This is a genomic window from Mesorhizobium sp. LNHC229A00, from assembly GCF_000502415.1.
GTDB lineage: Bacteria > Pseudomonadota > Alphaproteobacteria > Rhizobiales > Rhizobiaceae > Mesorhizobium.
This window is the reverse complement of sequence record NZ_AYWQ01000080.1, coordinates 1-1,341: the sequence shown is the minus strand read 5'-3', so window position 1 is coordinate 1,341 and position 1,341 is coordinate 1. Positions and strand designations below refer to the sequence as shown.

The window sequence follows — 1,341 nt, the reverse complement described above, 5'->3', positions numbered from 1 at the left end:
CGGTCGCCGGATCCGAAAATACGTCGGCGGCCTTCTTCCCGCCTTTTGCGATTTCCTCCTCGAAATCCCGACGCCAGGTCGTGGTTTCTCCAACTTCGATGCCTTCCTCGCCGAATATCCGCTCATCACCGAGGGTGTAAGCACGTTAACCGTGCGATACGGCAAAGGTCAGAAAACGATCCGACCGGCGTACGAGCGGATCCATTATTTCTATATCTTCGAGAAAAAGCGCCTTGGCTTCCCGCGGTCCCCACCTTACGCGACCGGCAAGTGGGGCGACTATCGGCATTGGCTGGATGCTCTCGTCACGTTCAGCGAAGAACAACTCGTTGAGGTCCGCGAGCGGGCAAAGCAGTTCGTGCTCGATGAAATGGAAGCCGTCGTCTTCGATCCTTCGTTGGTTCGTGTAGACCCACCGGTATTTAAGCTCCTGCTTGAGCAGTTCGATTTCCGAGCGCGAGCGAAAGGCGAGCCGACCGGGGCCGTCTTCCAAGCGATGGTGTTCGGTTTCATTCGGGCTGACGCGCCTCACCTCCAAGTCGAGGCGAGAAAGGTCCGTGCAGGGTCCGCTCGAACGAAGGGCATAGGTGACATCGATGCCTGGGAGGGTGACCGGCTGATTATCTCGGCGGAGGTGAAGCACTTCGTCGTCAGCATGGACCAGGTGGCCACGTTCGAACATTTCTCCCATGAGGTCCGTCAGCGCGCCGCCTTGGGCATGATTGTAGCGGAAGGCTTCCAGAACGGCGTCCGAGAAGCGATCGAGGAAAACGGGCTGATTGCGCTCGCACCGATCGATCTATTGGGGATCGCTCGTCTTTGGGACCCGCTCAAGCAACGTGCAGCGCTCAGCGCCTTCCAATGGGTTGTCGTCCATATTGAGCAGTCGCCAGGACTGATCGAGCGTCTAGACAAGTTCCTTGTAGAAATCGGCTATAAGGTCGCTTTGACTGGCCTGCTGCCGGTTTTTCGGACACGAGGTTAAGCTAACATAGCTTGTTCCTCGAACTCCACGGGGCTAAGATAGCTCAGCGTCGAGTGCCTCCGCCGGGGGTTATAGAAGCATTCGATGTAATCGAACACATCCGCTCTGGCGTCATCCCTCGTCCTGTAGACCTTGCGGGCTGTCCGCTCGGTCTTGAGCGACGAGAAGAAGCTCTCCATCGCAGCATTGTCCCATACGTTGCCCGACCGGCTCATCGAACACGTAATGCCGTGATCGGCCATCAGGCGCTGGAACTGCTCGCTCGTGTATTGGGCGGATTCAAGCGATCGTCGCAACACCGATTGTGTTCACTCATGGCAACAACTCGTCAAGCGCTTCTGCCGGCGTTTTCCAAC

1 protein-coding gene and 1 pseudogene are annotated in these 1,341 nt (G+C 57.4%); one reads left to right on the top strand and one right to left on the bottom strand.

The window, feature by feature from the left end:
- The coding region (locus X742_RS1000000175100; protein ID WP_031248822.1) for a hypothetical protein at positions 1-985 on the top strand (985 nt) is incomplete at its 5' end.
- Here X742_RS1000000175100 and X742_RS140495 read toward each other — a convergent pair.
- A pseudogene (locus X742_RS140495) lies at positions 982-1,260 on the bottom strand (IS3 family transposase); the annotation flags it as partial. The gene X742_RS1000000175100 and the pseudogene X742_RS140495 sit on opposite strands and share 4 nt — an antisense overlap.
- Between the last annotated feature and the right edge of the window lie 81 nt (positions 1,261-1,341).